Source organism: Plantactinospora veratri (assembly GCF_036421995.1).
GTDB classification, from domain to species: domain Bacteria; phylum Actinomycetota; class Actinomycetes; order Mycobacteriales; family Micromonosporaceae; genus Plantactinospora; species Plantactinospora veratri.
In genome coordinates this window covers 14,384-31,843 of the sequence record NZ_JAZGQL010000020.1, presented here as the reverse complement: position 1 = coordinate 31,843, position 17,460 = coordinate 14,384, and the positions used below count along the sequence as shown (strand labels likewise).

The window sequence follows — 17,460 nt, the reverse complement described above, 5'->3', positions numbered from 1 at the left end:
GCTCTCTAGGCACTACTTCGGGGAAGGAGCAGTCCCGCCCCGCAGCGGCTCCCGGACGAGCGGGCAGGACATGCAGCGGGGGCCGCCCCGGCCCGAGCCGAGTTCGGAGCCGGCGATCCGGATCACCTCGATGCCGGCGCGTTCCAGTTGGGCGTTGGTCTCCACGTTCCGCTCGTACGCGACACATAGCCGGGGCGACAGCGCCAGGGTGTTGTTGCCGTCGTCCCACTGCTCGCGTTCCGCCGTCACCGGGTCCAGGCCGGTGTCGATCACCCGGAGCGTGTCCAGGTCCATCGCGTCCGCCGCCGCCCGCAGGAACGGCGCCGGCCCGTCGAGCTGGAGATCGCCGTCGGTGCCGGCCACCACCGTGTACGCCGAGAGCGTGTCGGCGATGTTCGCGTACATGAGTATCGCGTCGACGTCGACCATCGTGCAGACGGTGTCCAGGTGCATGGTGGCGCGCTCCTGGGCGATCGGCACCACCAGGATGGTGTGCGCCAGGCGCGCGTCGAAGACCCGGCGGGCCAGCCGCTCCGCACCGGCCGGGGTGGTGCGCTCGCCGACCCCGACCGCCAGCACCCCGGGGGCGAGCAGCAGCACGTCGCCGCCCTCCAGATGTTCCAGGCCGGGCCCGTACACGAAGGAGGTGCCGGCGAACCGGGGGTGGTGCCGGTAGATCGCGTTGGTCAGGCTGGTCTCCCGGTCCCGGGCCGGCATGGCCAGGCTGGTCACCGCGACGTGGTCGCCGATCCAGGTCGAGGAGTCCCGGGTGAAGAGGAGGTTCGGCAGCGGGTCGATCACGAAGTCCAGCCGGTCCATCAGCCGGTAGACGAGGCCGCCGGCCCGATCGCCGCCGAGCCGCAGCTCCTCGTGGGCGAGGCCGGCGATCAGCACGTCGGCCAGCGCGGCCGGGTCGAGGTACGACAGGTGCTCCGCCACCCGCCGGCGCAGCGTGTCACCCAGACGGGGGTCGGCGAGGATCCGCTCGGTCATCTCGGACCGCGCGTCCGGCACGGCCAGCGTCTCGGCGAGTAGGTTTCCGATGTAGAGCACCTCGACGCCGCGCTCGGTCAGCGCGGCGGCGAACGCGTCGTGCTCCTCCTGCGCCCGCCCGACCCAGGGGATGGCGTCGAAGAGCAGCGAGTCGTTGTTCCGGGGCGTGAGTCGGGCGAGTTCAGGCCCGGGACGATGCAGAAGTACGGTGCCGAGCCGGCCGACCTCGCTGTCCACGAAATGGGTCATCCTCGCAGCGTAGGACAGCAGTTGGCACCATCCGGGAAAAAGGGCTTCGGATGAATGGGGCATTCATCCACACTCACTCCGGCGCTTCGACTTGCCGCTCCCTAGGTCTGGCCACGTACCGTAGTGAGGAGATAACTTCGAGGGACCTTTTGCCGGAGGTCACGATGACTGTCTTTTCTGCACGCTCAGCGGTTCCCGCCGCGCGGGCTCTCCCTCCCGCGCCGGTCAACCCACTTCCCACCCTGGAGGCCGTCCGGCCGACGCCGATGGACTGGGCCCGTCGACGCCGCGCGGAGCGGGACGCCCGCCGGATCGAGGCGGCCGGTGCGCGGGCACTGAGCCGGCTCGACCACCTCGGTCCATCGTGGCACGTGGTCGAGTGGCCGCGTACCGAGTTGACCGAGGCGAGCATGCTCGACCTGGACTACCGTTCCCGGGACGAGCGCGCCGGCTTCCTCGCGATCGGTCCCAGTGGCCTCTTCGCGGTCACCGTGGCCGACCACGGCCGGTCCCGGGTCCTGATCGCCGGGGACGTCGTGCAGATCAACGGCAAGCGACCGGCGTACGTGTCGGAGGCGCGGCGGGACGCCAAGCGGGCCGCCAAGGCGCTCTCCAACGCGGTCGGCCTGACCATCCCGGTCACCCCGGTACTGACCTTCGTCGGCTCCGGGGTGATCAGCGTTTACGGACTGCCCAAGGAGTGCCTGGTGGCGACCCACCGGGAACTCGACCGGCTGCTCGTCGCGGGCGGCAACCGGATCAGCGCCGCCACCGCGGAGAAGCTGTCCCGGGTCGCCCAGTCCCCCGCCACCTGGCTGAACGCGCCGTACCGCTCGGCGGCGGACTACCGGTGGTACGAGGAGGGCCGAACGGCCGCTGACAAGCACGCCGGTCGCCGGTAGCGTCACCAGCCGACGCCACCCGTCGGGGCGGCGCCCCGTCGCCGCCCGATCGGGCGCGCGGAGTGGGCCGTGCCGACGGGGGTCTGCGGGATGCCCAACCGGCTGGCGATCACGGGGGTCGCGGCCCCGGTAACGACCGGCTAGCGTGGGGCATGGTGTGGCAAATAGGAGGCGCGGTGGCCCACGTCGAACTCTCGATCTCGGAGGCGTTCCCGACGCCGGCGACCCCGTCGCTGGGACACGGGTCCACCGGCTTCGACGACGCCGACGGGCGAGGTCACCTCGACGGGCTGACCCGCTGGTCCGAGACGGTCTCGACGGCCGCCGAGCCGTGCCTGCTGATCGACCGGGAGACCACCATCGCGGCCGTCTCGCCGTCCTGCTGCCGACTGCTCGGCCTCGGTACCCCGCTCGACGCGCTCGGCCTGCCGCTGCTCGGCAGCGAGCTGCGGCTGCTCGACTTCACCGCCGCCCGGGGTGAGCTGACCGAGCAGGAGGTCGAGAAGATCCCTCCGCTGCTCGCCCTGCACTCCGGCCGGCTCGCCCGGGGCCTGCTCCGGGTGCGCTGCGCCGAGGCCGAGGGGCCGGAGGCCACCACCGTGGACGCGATCGCCACCCCGATCCTCACCGACGGCCGGGTCGCCGGCTCGCTCACCTTCTTCGCCGAGGTGTGACCAGCGCCGCACCACGGCTACGCGGACCAGCCTCGGCAGGTGCGCCGGCCGGGGGCGGATCGCGAGGAGCGCAGCCGGTCACCCGGCGGACAGCTCCGCGAGACGTACCGGTCACCCGGGCGACTCCGGGCAGGTGACGCGCGTCGCGATCGGGCCTTCCGGCGGGCGGCGGTGTTGGGCCGGCGGCGTACCCACCGTAAGGTCTCCTCATGCTGGACATCGCCCTGCTGCCGGAGGAGTACGCCGTGTGCCGGCTGCCCGCCGGTTCGACGGTGCCGGCCGGCCTGCTGAGCCCTCCGGCGGACTCCGGCGTCCTGTCGGTGACCCGGAGCGGCGACGAACTGTCGATCATCTGCCGGGCCGACCAGGTCCCGGCCGACGCCACCGTCGAGACCCCCTGGCGCTGTCTCCGGGTGGCCGGCCCACTAGACCTGGCGCTGACCGGGATCCTCGCCTCCCTGGTCGTCCCGCTCGCCGACGCCCGGGTCAACATCGTGGCGTTCTCGACGTTCGACACGGACTATCTGCTGGTCCCCTCGGTACGGCTCGTCGAGGCGCTCGCCGCGCTGCGGCAGTACGGACACCGGATCACCACCTGAGGGGTGGTCGATCATGCCGACGCCCTACCATTGGCGGGGCCATCCGCCACACCACCCACGGCAGCCGCCTATGCCCGAGGAGCCGGCCGTGCCCCGTCTCCCGTCGTCCGACCCGACCGCGGGCCGACTCCGCGCCGTCGGCGCCCTGCTCGGTTGCCTGGCCCTGACCGGCTGTCTCGCCCTGACAGCCTGCGGCGTGCCGCCCGAACTCCAGGAGCCCCGGGCCACCCCCACCCGGGCCACCCCGACCCCGACGGTCGGGCCCACCGGGACGCCCACGCCCGCGCCGAGCCTGTCGCCGACACCGGCACCGAGTCCCACCGCCCTGGTCGCCTGCCCGGCCGGCCGGCCGAGCCGGGACCAGGTGACCGCGCTGCTGCGCCGTACCGCCAATCTGCCCCGGTCCGGCCGGGTCACCTTCCAGACCGGGCCGCTCTGCGTGCAGGACTGGCAGTACAGCGTCGTGACGGTGGCGGACCGGGAGCCGTTGCAGGCGGTGACCCGGGGCCGCCCCGGCAACCTGCGGCTGGTCACCGCCGGCACCGACGTCTGCACCATCACGGTCCGGGCCGAGGCGCCGCCGGCACTCCGGACGGCGGTGTGTGACGCACCCCCGCCGCTCTTCGGCGGTTTGTAGGCTGACGACATGCCCGGAACACCGCCGACCCACTTCGTCTACCTGGGGCCCGAGGGGACCTTCGCCGAGCAGGCGCTGCGGACCATCCCGGCCGCCGAACGCGGCACCCGTACCCCGGCGCGCAGCGTCCCGGAGGCGCTGGACGCGGTCCGGGCCGGTGACGCCGACGCCGCACTGGTGCCGCTGGAGAACTCCATCGGCGGCACGGTGGCGGTGACCCTCGACGAGATGGTCGACGGCGAGCCGCTGGTGATCACGCGTGAGGTGGTGCTGCCGGTCGAGTTCGTCCTCGCGGCGCCGCCGGGCCGGACCCTCGCCGAGGTGCGGACCGTGGCGGCCCATCCGCAGGCCTCCACCCAGTGCCGACGCTGGCTCCGCGAGCACCTGCCGGACGCCGTCGTGGTGGACGTGCTCTCCAACGCCGCGGCGGCGCTCGCCGCGGTCGACGGTGAACAGGACGCCGCGATCTGCGCGCCGATCGGCGCCACCCGGCAGCGGTTGGCCGTGCTCGCCGACAAGATCGCCGACCATGACGACGCGGTGACCCGGTTCGTGCTGCTCAGCCGGCCGGGGCCACCGCCGCCCCGGACCGGTGACGACCTGACCTCGCTCGCCGTCTACATCGCGCACGACCGGGTCGGCGCGCTGCTCGCCGTGCTTATGGAGTTGGCGGTACGCGGGGTCAACCTGACCCGGATCGAGTCCCGGCCCACCGGTGAGGCGCTCGGCCGCTACGCGTTCTTCCTCGACTGCACCGGGCACGTCGCCGACGACCGGGTCGGCGAGGCGCTTCAGGGGCTGCGCCGGATCTGTGCCGAGGTGCGTTTCCTGGGGTCGTACCCGAGGCATCGCGGGACCACGGCGGTGGCCGACCGGCCGGTCCCGGCGCCGGCCGGGCTCTCCGACGTCGACTACGCCGACGCGGCGGCCTGGCTCACCCGGCTGCGGGCCGGCGAACTCAGCTGAGCCGCCGGCGGCGGCATCCGGCGGAGCGAAAGCATCGCCTGAGGCACCGTACTCATTTACACTCGTCGATGGACACCCCTGGTTCACCAGCGGTTCATGATCGGCCGCCGGTGCTTGAGGCCCCCACCTCGCCTCGGTCCAGCCTCCGTCCCCGACAGACAGGACCGCTCATGAAATCCGCGGTACTCCGGACCACCCTCACCGGCGGGCTCACCACCGCCCTGCTGGCTGGCCCGCTCGCCGTCGCGGCCGTCGCCGCCCCGACCGCCACGATCACCCTCACCGGATCCGGCGCCAGCGTCTCGGGCAGCAACGTCACCGTCTCCGGCAGCGCCGTCACCATCACGGCCCCCGGCTCCTACCAGATCAGCGGCACACTGAACGACGGCTACGTCAACGTGGAGAGCGCCGCCACCGGAAACGTCGAACTCATCCTCAGCGGCGCCACCATCACCAACTCCAGATCCGCCCCGCTCTACGTCACCAACGCCAGCACGGTCACCCTCACGCTGGCCGCCGGGACCAGCAACCGACTCACCGACGCGTCCACCTACACCAACACCGGCGAGCCGGACGCGGCGCTGTTCAGCACGGCCGGCCTGACCATCGGCGGCCCCGGATCACTGGACGTACGCGCCAACTACGCGGACGGGATCGTCAGCAAGGACGATCTGGTGATCAACTCCGGCACCATCACGGTGAACTCGGTGGACGACGCCATCCGGGGCAAGGACTCGCTCACCGTCAACGGCGGCACCATCAACGTGACGTCGAGCGGCGGCGACGGGCTCAAGTCCAACGACACCGAGGCCGACAAGGGCATCGTCACCATCACCAACGGCGCCATCACCGCCGCCGTCGCCGACGACGCCATCAAGGGCGAGAACGCGGTGAACATCTCCGGCGGCACCCTCAACGTGACCCGGTCGTACGAGGCGGTCGAAGGACTGCGGACGACGATCAGCGGCGGCACCATCAACGCCGTGGCGAGCGACGACGCGATCAACGCCGTCGAAGAGGGCCTGGGCGACTTCGTCCCCTCCACGATCGCGTTCGTCCGGGTAACCGGCGGCACGGTCGTGGTCACCGGCGGAACCGACGGCTTCGACTCCAACGGCGAGCTGACCTTCGCCGGCGGCACGGTGGTGGCCAACGGCTCCAGCACCATCGGTGGCGGTGAGGGCGCGTTCGACGCCGACGGGCCGATAACCTTCACCGCCGGTACGGTGGTGGGCGCCGGCCTGACCTCGCTGGCCGTGTTCCGGGCGGTGCCGAACACCGGTCAGGGCTGGGTGGCTCCCCGGTTCAACACCACCCTCGCCGCCAACACCATCGTGCACGTCGTCTCCGGCAGCACCGTGCTGGCCTCGTTCCGGTCGTCGCGGACCTTCCGGGAGGTCGTCTTCTCGTCGAACCGGATCACCAACGGTCAGCAGTACGACGTCTACACCGGGGGCAGCGTGAGCGGCACCGGCATCGGCGGCTACTACGCCAGCGGCAGCATCAGCGGCGCGACCCGGGTGTTGACCGGTGTCACCGCCGGGCGGTACGGCCGGTTCTGACCCCTCCGACGCGGGCCGGAGGCGCCCGGACGAGGCGCCTCCGGCACCCGGTCAGTCCAACAACTGGTTGAGCAGTCCGCCGCCGCCACCGCCCTGCTCCTGGCGGCCCATGCCCTGGACCGGCGGCTCCTCCGACGGCTGGACGATCACGAAGCCCTGTCCGGCGAAACTCATCGTGAACGCCTCACCGGTACGCCGGCCGAGCAGCGTGCCGAGGCCGAGCTGCTCGGCCCGGTGGTAGCCGGTCTGCAGGCTCGCCGACCAGGCGACCGCGGCCTGCGGGTCGACGTACGTCGGTGCGTCCACGTTGAGCACCACCGGGGTGCCCTTGGTGGTGATCGCGATCCGGCCGGAGCCGGTGAAGACGCAGTTGAACAGGCCGGACGACGACATCATGCCGGCGCCGCCGACCATCTTGATGTCGTATTGCAGGGTGGAGTCGAAGGCGAGCACGCTGGAGCCGTTGATCGACAACGCGTCGCCGTGCTCCAGGTCGATGATGTGCACGTCCGCCGCGTAGTCGGCGAGGAAGACGTCACCCCGTCCGCTGATCTTCATCAACGGGACACCCTCGCCGGTCAGCTTCTGCTTGAGAAACTTGCCGAGCCCGCCCGAGCCCAACGCCTGGAACTGCACCTGCCCCTGGTACGCGACCATGGACCCGACCCGGGCCATCGCCTCGCCGTTGAGTTCGATCTTCAGCATCTTGGAGTTCTGCAGCCGCATGCCGGGCTGGTGTGACTCCTTCTCCAGGTTCTCTGCCGAGAACAGCGAGCTGCGCATCACGTTCCTCCTGACGGGTGGAGGACCGAGGGTAGGCAACCGGCGCAACCGGGCCGCTGCCGGGGTCACCGTTCCCGCTGGTCAGACCCGGCGCAGCCGGCGAGGCCGGCCGGGACGGTGGGTCAGGCCCAGCCGAGGTCGTGCAGCCGGTCGTCGTCGATGCCGAAGTGGTGGGCGATCTCGTGCACGACCGTGATCGCGACCTCGTCGACGACGTCGTCCTCGTTGTCGCAGATCCGCAGGATCGGCCGGCGGTAGATGAAGATCCGGTCCGGCAGCACGCCCGCGTAGTCCCAGCCCCGGCTGGTCAGCGCGTGGCCCTCGTAGAGGCCGAGGAGTTCCGGGCCGTCCTCCGGCGAGTCGTCCTCCACCAGGATGACGACGTTGCTCATCAGGTTGAGCAGTTCCTCCGGCACCTCGTCGAGGGCCTCGGCGACCAGTTCCTCAAAACGCTCGCGGCTCATCTCGACCGGCACCGCCCAATTGTGCCGCACCCGCGCCGCGACGATCAGGCCACCGGCGCCGACGATCGCGATGATCAGGGCCGACGGGCGCCGCGCTCGGCGACGTACCGGAGCTGCGCCCTGACCACCGCGACCGGAGACGGTTGGGAGGTCCCGCCAGGATCAGGCGGAGAGGCGGGCGTTGAGCGAGATCTCGGCCCCGGGCGAGAGCAGCCGGGAGATCGGGCAGCCAGCCTTGGCGGCCTCGGCGAGCTTGTTGAACTCGGCCTCGTCGATCCCCGGCACGTCGCCGACGGTGTCCAGGTCGATCCGGGTCACCGTCATCCCCGCGTCGGTCTTGTCGAGATGCACCTTGGCGGTGGTCTCGACCGAGGTCGGCGTGAACCCGGCGTCGGCCAGGGCCTTGGAGAAGGCCATCGAGTAGCAACCGGCGTGCGCGGCCCCGATCAGCTCCTCCGGGTTGGTGCCCTCGCCCTCCTCGAAGCGGGACTTGAACGAGTAGTTCCCCTGCAACCCGCCCTTGCCGGTGCGGATGTTGCCGGAACCTTCGGTGAGATTGCCCTGCCAGCGGGCGGATGCGGTGCGGATAGGCATGGTGCCGACGCTAGCTCATGGCGACCGGCGGCGCGACGACCCGGCCAAGACGCGGAACCACCGCGACCGCGGTACGGGTCCGGCGCGCGGGTGCTGTGCCATCATCGATCCAGGAGCCCGCCGTGGAAGGGGTCAGCGATGCCCGACGACGTCTCCATCCCCCGCCAGGACCCGCCGGACGCCCGTCGGGCCAGCGGCCGGGAGGAGCCGGAGCGGTCGGGCGACGAGGTGGAAACCACACCGGACGGTGCCAGCATCGTGTCGTGGGGCGACCGCCCGCGCACCGGCGGACGGGCCGGGCTCGCCCTGCACCGGCTCGGCCGGGACAGCCGGCTGGTGACGGTGATCGGTGCCGCCGGAGCGGCGGCCGTCTTCGCCTCGCTGATCGGCGACTGGGCGGTCACCAGCATGACGGTCGAGGGGGCCGAGAACGCGGTCGCGCTGGGCAGCGGGGTGGCGGACATGTCGGCGTTCGGCACGGCGTACCTGGTCGGGGTCTTCGGCGTACTCGGCTGTCTGGCGCTGGTCTTCTTCGGTTCGCCCGGGGTACGCCACAACGCCCGGGTCGTCGGGCTGGCCGTGGCCGGGGCGGTGCTCGGAGTGCTGCTCGCCACCACCGGCTCGCTCGACACCCTGGCCGACCGCTGGCAGATGTACGGCCAACTGGACGGGATGGTCATCGAGTACGGCCAGGGTCTGGTGCTGGCGTACGTCGGTGTCGGCGGGCTCGGGCTGGCCCTGCTGCTCGCCGGGCGTTTCGTCCGGCGCGGCACGGTCGACCCGGCGCCGGTGGCCGGGCCGGGTGCCCCGGCCGGGCAGGCCCTGCCGGCGGAGGAGTCCGACTGGCCGTGGCGCCGCCCCCGCACGGCCGGCCCGCCGGAACTGCCCGACGATGACGACGGCCGGCCGCCGCCGATCGACCTGACGGTGACCCCGACCAAGCCGTTCGCGTCCTGAGCAGGCCCTCGACCGCCGGGCCGGGCGGTCGGGACCACCACCGTCCGGGCCGGGCGGGCGTATCTCGATACACCTGGGCGGCCGCGCACCGGTAGGCTCGGTTCCCGTGATTGACCTGCGTCTGCTCCGCGACGATCCGGATACCGTACGTGCCAGCCAGCGTGCCCGTGGCGAGTCCGAGTCCGCGGTCGACGACCTGCTCCGGGCCGACGAGGAGCGGCGGGCCGCGGTCGGGCGCTTCGAGGCGCTGCGGGCCGAGCAGAAGCAGCTCGGCAAGCGGATGCCGAAGGCCGACCCGGCGGAGAAGGCCGGGCTGCTCGCCCGGACCAAGGAACTCTCCGCCGAGGTGAAGGCGGCCGAGGCGGCGGTCGGTGCGGCCGAGGCGGCGCTGCGCCAGGCACAGTACGCGATCCCGAACGTGGTCGAGGAGGGCACTCCGCCCGGCGGCGAGGACGACTTCGTGGTGCTCCGCGAGGTCGGCACCCGGCCCGAGATCGAGAACCCGCGCGACCACCTGGAGCTGGGCGAGGCGCTGCGGGCGATCGACGTCGAGCGCGGGGCGAAGACCTCCGGCAGCCGGTTCTACTACCTGACCGGGGTGGGCGCGCTGCTCCAGCTCGGCCTGCTGCAACTCGCCGTCGCCCAGGCCGTGGAGTACGGCTTCACCCCGACCGTCACCCCGTCGCTGGTCAAGCCGGAGGCGATGGAGGGGACCGGGTTCCTCGGCTCGCACGCCAGCGAGGTCTACCGGCTGGAGGCCGACGACCTGTTCCTGGTCGGCACCAGCGAGGTGCCGCTGGCCGCGTACCACTCGGGGGAGATCCTGGACCTGGCCGAGCCGGTCCGGTACGCCGGCTGGTCGTCCTGCTACCGCCGCGAGGCCGGGTCGTACGGCCGGGACACCCGGGGCATCATCCGGGTGCACCAGTTCGACAAGGTCGAGATGTTCTCCTACTGCCGCCCGGAGGAGGCGCACGCCGAGCACCTCAGGCTGCTGGCCTGGGAGGAGGAGATGCTGGCCAAGGTCGAACTCCCCTACCGGGTGCTCGACGTGGCAGCGGGCGACCTGGGCAGCAGCGCGGCCCGGAAGTACGACTGCGAGGCGTGGCTGCCGTCGCAGGGCCGCTACCTGGAGCTGACCTCCACCTCCAACTGCACCACCTTCCAGGCCCGGCGGCTGAACGTGCGATACCGGGACGATCAGGGCCGGCCGCAGATGGCGGCGACCCTGAACGGCACCCTGGCCACCACCCGCTGGCTGGTGCCGATCCTGGAAAACCACCAGCAACCGGACGGCTCGGTACGGGTTCCCAAGGCCCTCCAGCCGTACCTCGGCGGCCGGGACGTGCTCGAACCGAAGTGATCCCCTCTTGGTGAAGAGCACTTCACACAAAAGTCATGGAGCGACCTCGGAAGGTGAGATACGGTTGCTGCCCCGTCACCGCCGGCCACGGCCGGCAGTGACCGGATCCGGCAGTCTTGCCGAGCGCGGCGGGTGGCGGGGTGGAGGAGGAGCCATGCCCCGACCCGGGTTGCCGAAGCTGATCGCCACCGACCTCGACGGCACACTGGTGCGCACCGACGAGACCGTCTCGGCGTACACCCACGAGGTGCTGGACCGGGTCCGGGCCGCCGGCATTCCGGTGGTCGGTGCCACCGGACGCGGCCCCAGGCTGGCCGAACTCACCCGCAACGACATCCGGGCCGCCGACTTCCTGGTGATGGCCGGCGGCGGCCGGGTGGTCGACCAGACCGACCCGGCCGGGCCGGTGGTCCTCCGGGACGAGCGGCTGCCCGGTGCGACCCTGACCGAGCTGCTCCGGCTGCTGGAAGCCGAGGTCGGCCCGCTGACCGTGATGGTCGAGGCGCTGGACGCCCCCGGCTCCCCGCTCTGGGGTGACTTCGACGCGACCTGGCCCTACCAGGACCGGTTCGAGGCGCGGCCCCGGATCGACTGCCTGGAGGGCGACGTGATCAAGGCGTTCGCCCGGACCCCCGACCACGACGTGGACACCCTGCTCGAAACGGCTCGCCGGGTCGTACCGGCGGAGCTGGCCTCGATCACCCAGGCCGGCCTCGGCTTCATCGAGATCTGCCCGCCCGGGGTGGACAAGGCGACCGGGTTGGCGGTGGTGGCCCAGACCCTCGGCGTCGACCCGGCCGAGGTGCTGGTCTTCGGGGACATGCCCAACGACCTGCCGATGTTCGAGTGGGCCGGCTGGGCCCGGGTCGCCGTCTCCAACGCCCACCCGACGGTACGCCGGGCCGCCGACGAGGTGACGCTGCGCAACGACGACGACGGGGTGGCGGTCTACCTCGATCGGCTACTCTCGCGTTGATGGGACGACTACCCCGGCTGGTGGCCACGGATCTCGACGGCACGCTGCTCCGGGCGGACCAGACGGTCAGCCCGCGTACGGTCGAGGCGATCTCACGGATCTCCGCCGAGGGCACCGGCGTGGTGCTGGTGACCGGCCGCCCGATCCGCTGGCTCCCCCGCGTCTACGAGCAACTGGGCCAGCCGCTGCCGACGGTCTGCGCCAACGGCGCCGTGGTGTACGACCCGGTCACCGACCAGGTGCTCCGGGCCGATCCACTCGCGCCCGACCTGCTCGCCGAGGTGGTCCAGCGGCTCCGCGCCGAGGTGCCCGGGGTGAGCTTCGCGGTCGAGGTGACCGACGGCCGCGAGTTCCGGCACGAGGTGGACTATCCGCTGCGCTGGGACCGGGGCTACCCCGACATCCGGATGATCGAGTCTCCGGCCGACCTGCACGCCCTCCCGGCGGTGAAACTGCTGGCCAGGGCCGGCGCCCAGGACCCGGACGTCTTCGTCAAGGTGGTGGCCGGGGCGCTGGCCGGGCTCGCCGAGGCGACCCACTCGTCGTACAGCGGGCTGATCGAGATCTCGGCGGCCGGGGTGACCAAGGCGGCCGGGCTGGCCTGGTACTGCACCCGGCACGGGGTGGACGCGGCCGACGTGGTCGCCTTCGGGGACATGCCGAACGACGTACCGATGCTCACCTGGGTCGGCCGGGCGGTGGCGGTGGCGAACGCGCATCCGGCCGTACTGGAGATTGCCGGTGAGGTGACGACGAGCAACGAGGAGGACGGGGTGGCGGCGTACCTGGAGTCGCTGCTCGACTCCGGCCAGCCGGACGGCGGCGACGCCGCCGGACCGGCCGGGCAGTCCCCGGACCGGATCGCCGGCTCGGCCTGACCGAGCGCGCCCGGTTGCCGCCCGGCCGGGCTGTTCTCGCCCGGCCGGGCACGGTCGGTGCCGGGAAGTTACAGGTACTGTCCGGGGCCGGGGCCCTCGCCGGGCTGCCCGGCGTTGCCGCCCGGCATCCCCGGAATCACGCCGCCGGGGCCCATCGGCAGCGCCGGACGACCGCCGGAACGCATCTGCTCCAACTGCATCCGGGCCGCCATCTGCTGGGCGACCAGTGCCGCCTGGATGCCGTGGAAGAGACCTTCCAGCCAGCCGACCAGCTGGGCCTGGGCGATCCGCAGCTCCGCTTCGCTCGGCGCGGCGTCCTCGCCGAACGGCAGGGAGAGCCGCTCCAGCTCCTCCCGCAGTTCCGGGGCGAGCCCGTCCTCCAGCTCGACGATCGACCGCTGGTGGATCTCCCGCAGCCGGTGCCGGCTGGCGTCGTCGAGCGGTGCGGCCTTGACCTCCTCCAGCAACTGCTTGATCATGCTGCCGATCCGCATCACCTTCGCCGGCTGCTCGATCAACCGCGCCGGGTCCTCGCCAGGCGTCTCGCCGTCGGTCGGCACGGTGCCGACCGGGCGCCCGTCCGGGCCGACCACCAGCACGGCGCCGCCGGGGCGCTTCTCCGCCGGAGCCGAGTCGTCGTTCTCTTCCTGGGAACGTGGCACGTGGGTCATGCCCACCATCTTCCCGCAACCACCCCGACCGACACGCGCCCCCCACCCTCGGCCACCGCGCCACACCGGCCCCTCGGGAGGTGCGGCGACACCGGCACCCGTACGGTCGGCACCATGACCGAGGACGGCAGCGCCACGCCATCCGCCGACCCCCGGGAGGTGCTCGGGCGGCCGGCGCCGCCGCCGGACCTGCGACTGCGGTACGGCGCCGATCCCGAGCACGTCGCCGACCTGCGCCTGCCCGCCGCGCCGACCGGTCCGGCCCGGCCACTGGTGGTGGTCGTGCACGGCGGCTTCTGGCGGGCCGAGTACGACCGCCGGCACACCGGACCGCTCGCGGCGGACCTGGCCGGCCGGGGCTACCCGGTGGCCCAGTTGGAGTACCGCCGGACGGGGCAGCCGGGCGGCGGCTGGCCCGGCACCCTCGACGACGTCGCGGCCGGGATCGCCGCGCTCCCCGGGCTGGTCGGGGCCGTGCTGCCGGCCGGCGGGACGGCACCCGGCCCACCGATCCTGCTCGGGCACTCCGCCGGGGGCCACCTCGCGCTCTGGGCGGCGCTGCACGCCCCGGAGCGGGTACGCGGAGTGCTTGCCCTGGCCCCGGTGCTGGACCTCGCGGAGGCGTACCGGCTCGACCTGGACGGTGGCGCGGTGGCCGCGCTGCTCGGCGGCGGTCCCGAGGAGGTCCCGGAGCGTTACGCGGCCGCGGACCCGGCCCGCTCGGCGGCACCCCCGGTCCGGATCTCGATCGTGCACGGAACCCTGGACCGGCAGGTACCGGTGGCGGCGACCCGCCGGTACGCTGCCGGGGCGCACGACGCCGACCTGCGGTTCGTCGAGTTGCCCGAGTGCGAGCATTTCGGGTTGATCGACCCGTTGTCCCGCGCGTGGCCAGCGGTGCTGGCCGAGTTACATTGGCTAGCTGGAAGATCAGGCGGCATTGACGCGGCATCCCGTTCCCGGTAGAACCCCGGGAGGGTTGCGCACCCCAAGGCCGCCCGGGAGGGATCCGTGTCGCAGATGGACCGCAGACGAGCGCTCAAGCTGCTGGGCTCGCTCGGCGCGCTCGGCGCCACCGGGCTGGCCGCCGCGTGCGGCCGGGACGACGGACTGGAGACCGAGGAGCCACTCAGCGACGAACCGGTACGGATCGGCATGATCACCGCGCAGTCGGGCGTGTACCGGCCGATCGGCGACGAGATGCTCCGGGGCTTCCAGCTCTATCTCGACCTGAACGACCAGCGGCTCGGCGGTCATCCGGTCGACCTGGTCGTCGCCGACGAGGGCGAGACCCCCGAGTCCGGCCGGGCCGCGCTGGACCAACTGGTCAAGCAGCGGGTGCTGGCGCTCACCGGAGTGGTCAACTCGGCGGTGATAACCGGCCTGCGGGACGCCGTGGAGCAGGCGAAGATCCCACTGATCAGCTCCAACGCCTCCCCGTCGACGTTGCAGAGCGTGGTCTACATCTGGCGTACCTCGTACATCAACGACGAGCCCGGGCGGGCACTGGCGCCGTACGTCAAGAGCAAGGTCGGGGCGAACGGCCAGGTGGCGATCATCGCCCCGGACTACGACGCGGGCCGCGACTCGGTGCAGGGCTTCCGGCAGAGCTTCGGCGAGTCCGACGCGCGGATCTCCGCCCCGGTGATCTGGACGAAGTACTTCCCGGGCAAGCCGGATCGGAACGGCTTCGCCCCGTACATCGAGCAGCTGATCGACCGCGACCCGGAGGCGATCTACTGTTTCTTCTCCGGCGAGTCGGCCATCGAGTTCCTCAAGAAGCTGCGCCTGGCCGGCTACCGCAAGCTGATCTACGGTCCGGGTTTCCTGACCGAGGGGGCGGTGCTGGAGAATCTCCGGAGGCCGGAGGCCGAGGGGATCGTGACCTCCCTCAACTACTCCGCCGACCTCAACAACGCGGCCAACCGGCGGTTCGCCTCCGCCTTCCGCAAGGCGCACGGCTCGACCCCGACCACCTACGCGATGGCCTCGTACGACGCCGCGCAGGTGCTGGACAAGGGGATCCGGATCGCCGGTGGGAATCTCACCCCGTTGCAGCTCAACCTGGCGCTGGGCCGGATCGGACAGATCGACAGCCCGCGTGGCCCATGGCAGTTCAACCAGCCGCGTACGCCGCAGCAGAAGTGGTATCTGCGCCAGGTGAAGCCGGACGGCCAGGTGCTCTCCAACGTACTGATCAGCGAGCTGGCGACGCTGGGCTGAGCCGTCCGGCCGGGCGTGCGGCGGGGGCGGGGTCGGCTCAGGCGCGGAGTTCGGCGACGCAGCACTTGACGCTGCCGCCGCCCTTCTTCAGCTCGGCGAGTTCGACCGGGACCGGCAGGTAGCCGGCGGCGGCGACCTTGGCGGCCATCCCGCTGGCCTCGCCGTTGAGCACCACGTGCCGGCCGTCGCTGACCAGGTTCAGCCCGAACGCGAAGGCGTCGACCTCGTCGGCCCGGACCGCGTCCGGGAAGAGCTGGGCGAGTACCCGCTGGGCGGAGACCGAGAACGCCTCCGGGAAGTACGCGATGTTGCCGTCGTCGAGCGGGGCCAGCGCGGTGTCGAGGTGGTAGAAGCGCGGGTCGACCAGGCGCAGCGAGACGACGGGTCGGCCGAGTACCTCCTGCGCCTCGGCGTGCGCGGCCGACTCGGTCCGGAAGCCGTACCCGGCGAGGATCAGCCCGCCGTGCGCCTCCGGCAGGTAGGTGAAGTCGCCCTCACCCTCGTTGATCTCGGCGGGCGCCACGAACCGGGCTCCCCGCGCCTCGTGGAACGTCCGGTGCGCGTCGGCCTCGGCGGCCCGCTGCGGGTGCCGGAACCGGGCGCCGTAGACGGTGCCGTCGACCTCGAAGGCGCCGTTGGCCGCGTAGACCATGTCCGGCAGGCCGGGTTCGGGGCCGAGTTCGTGCACGGTGTGACCGAGGCCGAGCAGTGTCTCCCGCAACCCGTGCCACTGCTTGACCGCCAACTCCCGGTCGACCGGGGTGGCGGTGTCCATCCACGGGTTGATCGCGTACTCCACGGTGAAGTACTCCGGCGGACACATGAGATATGTCCGCTTTCTTGGGATCCTCGGCTGGTTCACGGATCCAAGGGTAGGTACGGTACAGCTTTACTAACAGCCAGATGTGTTGCCTGGGAGAGGCGGAACGTTGCAGATCGACGGCGTGGACCAGAGAATCATTGCGTCGCTCGTCGCCGACGCCCGAGCCTCGTACGCGGAGATCGGGTCCCGGGTCTCGCTCTCCGCACCGGCGGTGAAGCGGCGGGTCGACCGGTTGCGGGCGGCCGGCGTGATCAGGGGATTCACCACCGTGATCGACCCGGCGGCGGTCGGCTGGAGCACCGAGGCGTTCGTGGAGCTCTTCTGCACCGGGCGGACCACCCCGACCCAGATCACGGTGGCGACCCGGCGGCATCCCGAGGTGGTCGCCGCCTACACCGTCTCGGGCGAGGCCGACGCGCTCGTCCATCTCCGGGCGGCCGACATCGCGCACCTGGAACAGGCCCTCGAACGGCTCCGGGCCGAGCCTTTCGTCACCTCGACCCGGAGCATGATCGTGCTGTCCCGGCTGGTCGACTCGCCCACCGTGGTGCCCGCCCCGGCCTGACCTGGCGTCGACGCTCGCTACTACCCGTAGTTGGATGGTCGACTGCGGCACATCGCGCCTTGCGCACGGCTTGCTCCCGATCGAATTCGAGTCGCTCCATATTGCGGCTGGCCGGTGCAGATGCGGCATTCGATCACGTTGATATGTCTGCCCTGTTTCCTTGCGGTTGCTATGGGAGCATGCCCATGTAATGATGGGCATCAATTGGTACTTGAGCCGCGAGCCGGGCAAGAACATTACGTCGCCCAAGGGCAGCCGATATCAGGAAATGGGCGACCGCCATGCCGGAACCCGCTACCACGCAGGCGCGCGATCAGTGCCGCACCACCCGATCCGGACGAGCCGCCGCAGCGCCCCGAGCCCGGAACGGCGGACGTCATCGTCGCGAGGAGTAATCAACGCCTACCCGCCGCTGTGATTCCCCGGACGGCTCTCGCCCTGCTCCACCGGTGGATCTGACCCGGCAGCAGCGGTAGGGGACCTGGTGCGGTCGACCGAACGTCGGCCGCACCAGGTTCGCGTCCGGGACCGGGAGCCACCGGCCGGGAACCGCGGGCGCGGGTCGGCGCGTCGAACCGGGC

19 protein-coding genes are annotated in these 17,460 nt (G+C 72.0%); 13 read left to right on the top strand and 6 right to left on the bottom strand.

Annotated elements, in window-relative coordinates; all coding sequences use genetic code 11:
- Positions 1-12: 12 nt before the first annotated feature.
- A complete protein-coding gene (locus tag V1634_RS23800) occupies positions 13-1,242 on the bottom strand; it encodes an arginine deiminase (protein ID WP_331210114.1) in 1,230 nt (409 codons plus the stop codon).
- A 164-nt stretch (positions 1,243-1,406) separates the two neighbouring features.
- Here V1634_RS23800 and V1634_RS23795 point away from each other — a divergent pair, with 164 nt between their 5' ends.
- The 6 genes from V1634_RS23795 to V1634_RS23770 all read left to right on the top strand — a co-directional run bounded on the left by V1634_RS23795 (position 1,407) and on the right by V1634_RS23770 (position 6,582).
- Positions 1,407-2,144, top strand: coding sequence for a hypothetical protein (locus V1634_RS23795; protein ID WP_107264413.1), 738 nt, complete (start codon positions 1,407-1,409; stop codon positions 2,142-2,144).
- Positions 2,145-2,320: 176 nt separating this feature from the next.
- The gene (locus V1634_RS23790; RefSeq protein ID WP_331210113.1) at positions 2,321-2,818 is read left to right on the top strand and encodes a hypothetical protein; all 498 of its coding nucleotides are present in this window, start codon (positions 2,321-2,323) and stop codon (positions 2,816-2,818) included.
- A gap of 209 nt (positions 2,819-3,027) precedes the next feature.
- Entirely contained in the window at positions 3,028-3,417 is a 390-nt protein-coding gene (locus V1634_RS23785; RefSeq protein WP_331210112.1) for an ACT domain-containing protein, read from the top strand.
- Positions 3,418-3,505: 88 nt separating this feature from the next.
- Positions 3,506-4,054, top strand: coding sequence for a hypothetical protein (locus V1634_RS23780; RefSeq protein WP_331210111.1), 549 nt, complete (start codon positions 3,506-3,508; stop codon positions 4,052-4,054).
- Positions 4,055-4,063: 9 nt separating this feature from the next.
- Positions 4,064-5,020, top strand: a complete 957-nt coding sequence (gene pheA, locus V1634_RS23775) for a prephenate dehydratase (RefSeq protein WP_331210110.1) — start codon at positions 4,064-4,066, stop codon at positions 5,018-5,020.
- 170 nt (positions 5,021-5,190) lie between these two features.
- A complete protein-coding gene (locus V1634_RS23770) occupies positions 5,191-6,582 on the top strand; it encodes a carbohydrate-binding domain-containing protein (RefSeq protein ID WP_331210109.1) in 1,392 nt (463 codons plus the stop codon).
- 51 nt (positions 6,583-6,633) lie between these two features.
- Here the strand turns inward: V1634_RS23770 and V1634_RS23765 are convergent, their stop codons facing one another.
- The 3 genes from V1634_RS23765 to V1634_RS23755 form a co-directional block, all read right to left on the bottom strand.
- Positions 6,634-7,365: an AIM24 family protein gene (locus V1634_RS23765; RefSeq protein WP_331210108.1), complete on the bottom strand. Its 732-nt coding sequence runs from the start codon at positions 7,363-7,365 to the stop codon at positions 6,634-6,636.
- 122 nt (positions 7,366-7,487) lie between these two features.
- Entirely contained in the window at positions 7,488-7,829 is a 342-nt protein-coding gene (locus tag V1634_RS23760) for a metallopeptidase family protein (protein ID WP_331210269.1), read from the bottom strand.
- Positions 7,830-7,991: 162 nt separating this feature from the next.
- Positions 7,992-8,423: an OsmC family protein gene (locus V1634_RS23755; RefSeq protein WP_107262556.1), complete on the bottom strand. Its 432-nt coding sequence runs from the start codon at positions 8,421-8,423 to the stop codon at positions 7,992-7,994.
- Between the two features lie 138 nt (positions 8,424-8,561).
- Between V1634_RS23755 and V1634_RS23750 the strand changes: the two genes are divergently transcribed.
- The 4 genes from V1634_RS23750 (at position 8,562) to V1634_RS23735 (ending at position 12,597) form a co-directional block, all read left to right on the top strand.
- A complete protein-coding gene (locus V1634_RS23750) occupies positions 8,562-9,380 on the top strand; it encodes a hypothetical protein (RefSeq protein WP_331210107.1) in 819 nt (272 codons plus the stop codon).
- Positions 9,381-9,486: 106 nt separating this feature from the next.
- Complete coding sequence (serS, locus tag V1634_RS23745) at positions 9,487-10,743, top strand: serine--tRNA ligase (RefSeq protein WP_331210106.1); 1,257 nt, start codon at positions 9,487-9,489, stop codon at positions 10,741-10,743.
- Between the two features lie 154 nt (positions 10,744-10,897).
- Positions 10,898-11,719, top strand: a complete 822-nt coding sequence (locus V1634_RS23740) for an HAD family hydrolase (protein ID WP_331210105.1) — start codon at positions 10,898-10,900, stop codon at positions 11,717-11,719.
- Positions 11,719-12,597 (top strand): HAD family hydrolase, encoded by an 879-nt coding sequence (locus V1634_RS23735; protein WP_331210104.1) that lies wholly within the window; start codon positions 11,719-11,721, stop codon positions 12,595-12,597. The genes V1634_RS23740 and V1634_RS23735 overlap by 1 nt, the downstream gene beginning before the upstream one ends.
- 68 nt (positions 12,598-12,665) lie before the next feature.
- Here V1634_RS23735 and V1634_RS23730 read toward each other — a convergent pair whose 3' ends face one another.
- On the bottom strand, positions 12,666-13,268 hold the full coding sequence (locus V1634_RS23730) for a bacterial proteasome activator family protein (protein WP_331210103.1): 603 nt from the start codon (positions 13,266-13,268) through the stop codon (positions 12,666-12,668).
- A 114-nt stretch (positions 13,269-13,382) separates the two neighbouring features.
- On the opposite strand from V1634_RS23730, the gene V1634_RS23725 reads away from it, so the two are divergent.
- Together V1634_RS23725 and V1634_RS23720 are read left to right on the top strand one after the other, a co-directional pair.
- Positions 13,383-14,234 carry an alpha/beta hydrolase family protein gene (locus tag V1634_RS23725; RefSeq protein WP_331210102.1) on the top strand — a complete coding sequence of 284 codons (852 nt, stop codon included), beginning with the start codon at positions 13,383-13,385 and terminating at the stop codon, positions 14,232-14,234.
- Positions 14,235-14,279: 45 nt separating this feature from the next.
- Positions 14,280-15,491, top strand: a complete 1,212-nt coding sequence (locus V1634_RS23720) for an ABC transporter substrate-binding protein (RefSeq protein WP_331210101.1) — start codon at positions 14,280-14,282, stop codon at positions 15,489-15,491.
- 37 nt (positions 15,492-15,528) lie between these two features.
- On the opposite strand, the gene ddaH is transcribed toward V1634_RS23720, so the two are convergent.
- Positions 15,529-16,314, bottom strand: a complete 786-nt coding sequence (ddaH, locus tag V1634_RS23715; RefSeq protein ID WP_331210268.1) for a dimethylargininase — start codon at positions 16,312-16,314, stop codon at positions 15,529-15,531.
- 106 nt (positions 16,315-16,420) lie between these two features.
- Here ddaH and V1634_RS23710 point away from each other — a divergent pair, with 106 nt between their 5' ends.
- Entirely contained in the window at positions 16,421-16,879 is a 459-nt protein-coding gene (locus V1634_RS23710) for an Lrp/AsnC family transcriptional regulator (RefSeq protein ID WP_331210100.1), read from the top strand.
- Positions 16,880-17,460: the final 581 nt, after the last annotated feature.

Excerpts from the sequence above, each read along its gene's own strand:
- V1634_RS23730 (WP_331210103.1), bottom strand. The coding sequence starts at position 13,268 with ATGACCCACGTGCCACGTTCCCAGGAAGAGAACGACGACTCGGCTCCG.
- V1634_RS23770 (WP_331210109.1), top strand. The coding sequence starts at position 5,191 with ATGAAATCCGCGGTACTCCGGACCACCCTCACCGGCGGGCTCACCACC.
- V1634_RS23735 (WP_331210104.1), top strand. The coding sequence starts at position 11,719 with ATGGGACGACTACCCCGGCTGGTGGCCACGGATCTCGACGGCACGCTG.
- V1634_RS23750 (WP_331210107.1), top strand. The coding sequence starts at position 8,562 with ATGCCCGACGACGTCTCCATCCCCCGCCAGGACCCGCCGGACGCCCGT.
- pheA (WP_331210110.1), top strand. The coding sequence starts at position 4,064 with ATGCCCGGAACACCGCCGACCCACTTCGTCTACCTGGGGCCCGAGGGG.
- ddaH (WP_331210268.1), bottom strand. The coding sequence starts at position 16,314 with ATGTGTCCGCCGGAGTACTTCACCGTGGAGTACGCGATCAACCCGTGG.
- V1634_RS23785 (WP_331210112.1), top strand. The coding sequence starts at position 3,028 with ATGCTGGACATCGCCCTGCTGCCGGAGGAGTACGCCGTGTGCCGGCTG.
- V1634_RS23800 (WP_331210114.1), bottom strand. The coding sequence starts at position 1,242 with ATGACCCATTTCGTGGACAGCGAGGTCGGCCGGCTCGGCACCGTACTT.
- V1634_RS23725 (WP_331210102.1), top strand. The coding sequence starts at position 13,383 with ATGACCGAGGACGGCAGCGCCACGCCATCCGCCGACCCCCGGGAGGTG.
- V1634_RS23795 (WP_107264413.1), top strand. The coding sequence starts at position 1,407 with ATGACTGTCTTTTCTGCACGCTCAGCGGTTCCCGCCGCGCGGGCTCTC.
- V1634_RS23760 (WP_331210269.1), bottom strand. The coding sequence starts at position 7,829 with ATGAGCCGCGAGCGTTTTGAGGAACTGGTCGCCGAGGCCCTCGACGAG.
- V1634_RS23765 (WP_331210108.1), bottom strand. The coding sequence starts at position 7,365 with ATGCGCAGCTCGCTGTTCTCGGCAGAGAACCTGGAGAAGGAGTCACAC.
- V1634_RS23740 (WP_331210105.1), top strand. The coding sequence starts at position 10,898 with ATGCCCCGACCCGGGTTGCCGAAGCTGATCGCCACCGACCTCGACGGC.
- V1634_RS23755 (WP_107262556.1), bottom strand. The coding sequence starts at position 8,423 with ATGCCTATCCGCACCGCATCCGCCCGCTGGCAGGGCAATCTCACCGAA.